Annotated in this window: 5 protein-coding genes; 3 read left to right on the top strand and 2 right to left on the bottom strand. The window is 43.0% G+C overall.

Annotation, left to right across the window (positions count from 1 at the left end; all coding sequences use genetic code 11):
• Positions 1 to 326: hypothetical protein (locus V7Q33_RS09155; RefSeq protein WP_333819648.1), on the bottom strand; the 326-nt coding region annotated here is incomplete at its 3' end.
• A 142-nt stretch (positions 327 to 468) separates the two neighbouring features.
• Here V7Q33_RS09155 and V7Q33_RS09150 point away from each other — a divergent pair.
• From V7Q33_RS09150 to V7Q33_RS09140, 3 genes are all read left to right on the top strand, one after another.
• A complete protein-coding gene (locus V7Q33_RS09150; RefSeq protein ID WP_331978028.1) occupies positions 469 to 1,149 on the top strand; it encodes a hypothetical protein in 681 nt (226 codons plus the stop codon).
• A 374-nt stretch (positions 1,150 to 1,523) separates the two neighbouring features.
• Positions 1,524 to 1,925 carry an alternative ribosome rescue aminoacyl-tRNA hydrolase ArfB gene (gene arfB, locus V7Q33_RS09145; protein WP_331978030.1) on the top strand — a complete coding sequence of 134 codons (402 nt, stop codon included), beginning with the start codon at positions 1,524 to 1,526 and terminating at the stop codon, positions 1,923 to 1,925.
• A gap of 87 nt (positions 1,926 to 2,012) precedes the next feature.
• Positions 2,013 to 2,816, top strand: coding sequence for a hypothetical protein (locus tag V7Q33_RS09140; RefSeq protein ID WP_333819646.1), 804 nt, complete (start codon positions 2,013 to 2,015; stop codon positions 2,814 to 2,816).
• A gap of 106 nt (positions 2,817 to 2,922) precedes the next feature.
• Here V7Q33_RS09140 and V7Q33_RS09135 read toward each other — a convergent pair whose 3' ends face one another.
• Positions 2,923 to 3,495: a hypothetical protein gene (locus tag V7Q33_RS09135; protein WP_333819644.1), complete on the bottom strand. Its 573-nt coding sequence runs from the start codon at positions 3,493 to 3,495 to the stop codon at positions 2,923 to 2,925.
• Positions 3,496 to 3,800 lie beyond the last annotated feature (305 nt).

The following is a 3,800-nucleotide window of genomic DNA, read 5'->3' as shown; positions in this document are numbered from 1 at the left end:
CCTTCCGCTTCCTTACGCTTCTCGCGAATTCTATCACGAATCAGGAAGCGCGCCATAGCAAACACCACGGAGTCTTGACGCACCAACAATTGCTGCAACGGAGGATCAAGATGCTTGCGTGCAAAGCGAAAGAAGAACTCCTGCTCCGATATAGATCGCTCCGTCTTTTGCAATTCAAGCGAAAAGACCGTCTTCCATTTTTTACTTAAATGAAACGTCTCTTCCATATAGGTAAACATCCGGTCAATATCTGTTGCTTCAAACAACCGGAGATCGTTGGGAATAGCAGATTCGAAATGCTTTCTGTCTTTGGGTGGTAATGCCATGACTTACGTTGAAATACAGTTTAAAAGCCTGTTTCTGCGGCTTTCAAGCGCTTGATAATCAGAAGCAAAATAAATAATTGATGATTATATTAACTAATATTATTAGTTTTATTTAGTTTTGTATTAACTAAATTAATTAGATATGAGAACGGTTAAAATATTCAATGGTATTCACAAGATTGAGGACAAGGATATGAGCCTGGTGCCTCTTCAGGTGCGCGAAATACTGCAGCACTCCAGAAAGAACCTGATCGACCGTCTGCTGACGGATACCGGCATTGAAGACTATATATATCATCGTTTTCATATCAAAGCCAATGCGCAAAAGGTGCTGCAGGTCAGAAGCAAACTTATCGAGCTGCAACATGCCGGCATTATGCTCGAACGTTATCGTTCTGTTTTTCAGCAAATACTGGAGCATGAGAATAGTAACGTGGATGCGGCTATATTTTATGCCGAGATCGATACATGCATGCAGCTATGCCTCAATGAAATGTCGCTTGAGTTTGATCCGCTCGAAACCTATCGCATCGATCATATCAATACCGTACAGAACATGCGCCAGCGACTGATCCATCTCATATTGACAGAAAATGGCATCAAGAATTTTGTGAAAGGAGAGTATTACCAGGAACTGAACGACCTGGCAAAAACGAATTATCTCATCACCGAGCTGCGCGATTACTTCTTTACCAAACGCACCGACTACGCGCAAGTGCTGCGCTATATAGAAACCAATCGGTTAGACCTGGTGGAAGGATGCAAGCAACTATTTAAACAGGAAGTAGCGGAGATTCTGGATCAGCATTTTGAGAGAAGGTGACAGGGAAAGTATACTAGTAAAGAAGTACAAGAATATACAAGCGATTGATAAAGATGCCAAGGTAGTTTTAACTACTAAGGAGTGAGAAAGTAAAGAAGTAACAGAATAGAAGAAGGAAAGTGGAGAGGAGTTACTTCTTCTTCTTGCTCTGACTCGGCAAGCATCCGGAATCTCTTTGTATTGTTTTAGGCAAACGATCAGGATCAGGTTTTCCCGTTGCTATGTAATCGTACAAAAGTAGAACGAAGCAAAACGTTCTATTACCAGTATCGATTCCTTACTAAATAACCAGCCAGCAGCTTGTAGCCAGCAGCCAGCTGCCCCTTACATCCGCGCTACAACGCCCTCACACATCCGTTCCGTATATTAGCGCTATGAATGCGGCATCGCTATTAAAAGAATTAGTATTCAGCACGTCTCGCAGCAGCGGACCGGGCGGACAGAATGTAAACAAGGTAAACACGAAGGTTACGCTGAAGTTTGATGTGATGAACTCCGCGGTATTAACGCCGGAAGAAAAAGAGTTAGTGTCCCGGAAATTGGCAACCCGCATGACTACCGATGGCATGTTGGTGATCATCTCACAAGACAAACGTTCGCAGTTACAGAATAAAGAAGCCGCTATTGCGAAATTTGAGAAAGCAATAACAAAAGCCTTTGAGAGAAAGAAGGCGCGCAAAGCCACTAAACCGTCCAAAGGCTCTGTTCAGGAGCGTATTAAAAAGAAGAAACAACTTTCTGAGAAGAAACAATGGCGCAGGAACCTGGGTGAATAGCCAGCTTGCAGCTAAATGCGAGCGAAGCAGTTTCATTTCATCGATCTCTCGGTATATTTGCAGTGTGATTTAATTCGTAATAATCCAATGAGATTAGGACAACTGGCAAGAAAGCTCACCGTAAGGCCTGCCGACATCGTTGAATTTCTGGCAACAAAGAATATACAGATCGAAGAGGGGGCCAATACACGCGTGGAAGCCGATAACCTTCAACGGGTAATACAACACTTTGCTCCACATCTGCATGACGAACTGTTGAGCATACCCGAAGAGGAAACAGCAGAAGCAGTAACAGAAACGCCCGCGCCGGCTGCTGTAGTAGAAGTGGAAGAAACGGCACAACAAGAGCCAGTGCATGCTGTAGTTGATGTAGCGGAAGATACAACAGATGTAGTGAAAGATACAACATCAGAACCTGTAGTTGCAGACGAAAAGCCGGAGTTGATCAAAGCTCCGAAGGTAGAGCTGGCGGGTTTAAAAGTGTTAGGTAAAATTGAATTGCCTCAGCTTAAGAAAAAGGAAATCAAGCCTGAAGAAGAGACTGCAGCGGCCTCAGAAGAAAAGACCACGTCAGAACCGGTAACTCCGCGCAGGCACACACGGGAAGGGAAGAAGCACTTCAGGCAGGATCGTCAGGATAATCGCCCGAGAAAGAATCCGGTGGCGGTGCAGCGTGAACGCGAACAACGTGAAGCAGAACAGAAGCGCCAGGAGGAAATTAAGCGCGAGAAAGAGCGCAAAACGCTATACTATCAAAATCGCGTAAAGGCCTCTGTGCCCACCAAACCAATGCGCATGGTGAACGAGCCCGTGGTGGAAATGTCGGAGCACGATATGAGCAAAACGCCTAAAACGTGGCTTGGCAAATTCTGGAAGTGGTTCCGTTCGTAATCAACGATAGCTATAGATAAATAGCGATAGTATAAAATATAGTATAAAATTAAGAAAGCCACCGCAACGGTGGCTTTCTGTTTATTTTCGGAAGGCCAGATCAGGATTAGAATTCAATGGTTCTGGTGGTGCCGGCACTGGTTGTTACCACAAATGTGATCTTCATATCGTTAGTAGTGCGAACCGAGCTCAGGTTATAAACCTGACCGAAGTTGCCCGTTACTTGAAGTGTTTGCTCGTGCAGCAGATTCTCGGCAGCGAAGATCTTTACAGATACAACGTCTGTTCCGTTATTCACTACGTTGAGTATATATTTATTAGGATCGTTAGCTTTTTCAGTAACAGAAATAAAGCTGGTGATTTTGCTCATAGAATACTGAACTTTTTCAACCTGCTTGCCATTTTTGTCTTCCACTACAATGGTATATTCTCCTTCAGGAAGCTCGCTGAAGTTATAAGGACGAACGAATGATGCTACATTGTTCAATACTTCGCTAAACACAGCCTTGTTGCTGTTGTTGATGATTGATACTCTTACTTTACCTGCTTCGTTGGCCTTGTAATAAACTTTGTACACGTGAGCTGATGCTGACGTAACCGTTAAAGATGTAGGAGAATCAGCGAAAGCAGCTACCGACATCATGAGGGCGAAGAACAGAACGGTGATTTTAGAGCGCATATTCATTTGCTTATAAAGTGTTTTTGTTTTGATGATGCAAAGGTGATCAAACCAATTCATCCAACTTTTGTAAAGATGTGCCCGTAAGCTTTACGTAAGGAAAAGTATTAACCTGCGTAATCAGGATTTTCTTTTCAGGTGAGCAAGACACACAAAAGAATGATTCAGAGTTTCCCGGGATTCAACAGCCTGTTTCTGTTAAAACCTATAATCAGAATATTATTTTGATTTATGTGTTAAAATAACCCCTGTTTATCTGTTTAAAATGATAAAAATACCTGCTTTTAGAATATAATTCTGATGAT

Origin of the sequence: Ohtaekwangia sp., assembly GCF_036786105.1 — a bacterium.
Lineage (GTDB): Bacteria > Bacteroidota > Bacteroidia > Cytophagales > Cyclobacteriaceae > Ohtaekwangia.
The sequence above is the reverse complement of the archived record's forward strand: the minus strand, read 5'-3'. Positions and strand labels throughout refer to the sequence as shown.

Bases quoted from the DNA above. Each gene is read 5' to 3' on its own strand.
- V7Q33_RS09140 (WP_333819646.1), top strand. From the start codon at position 2,013: ATGAGATTAGGACAACTGGCAAGAAAGCTCACCGTAAGGCCTGCCGAC.
- V7Q33_RS09135 (WP_333819644.1), bottom strand. From the start codon at position 3,495: ATGCGCTCTAAAATCACCGTTCTGTTCTTCGCCCTCATGATGTCGGTA.
- arfB (WP_331978030.1), top strand. From the start codon at position 1,524: ATGAATGCGGCATCGCTATTAAAAGAATTAGTATTCAGCACGTCTCGC.
- V7Q33_RS09150 (WP_331978028.1), top strand. From the start codon at position 469: ATGAGAACGGTTAAAATATTCAATGGTATTCACAAGATTGAGGACAAG.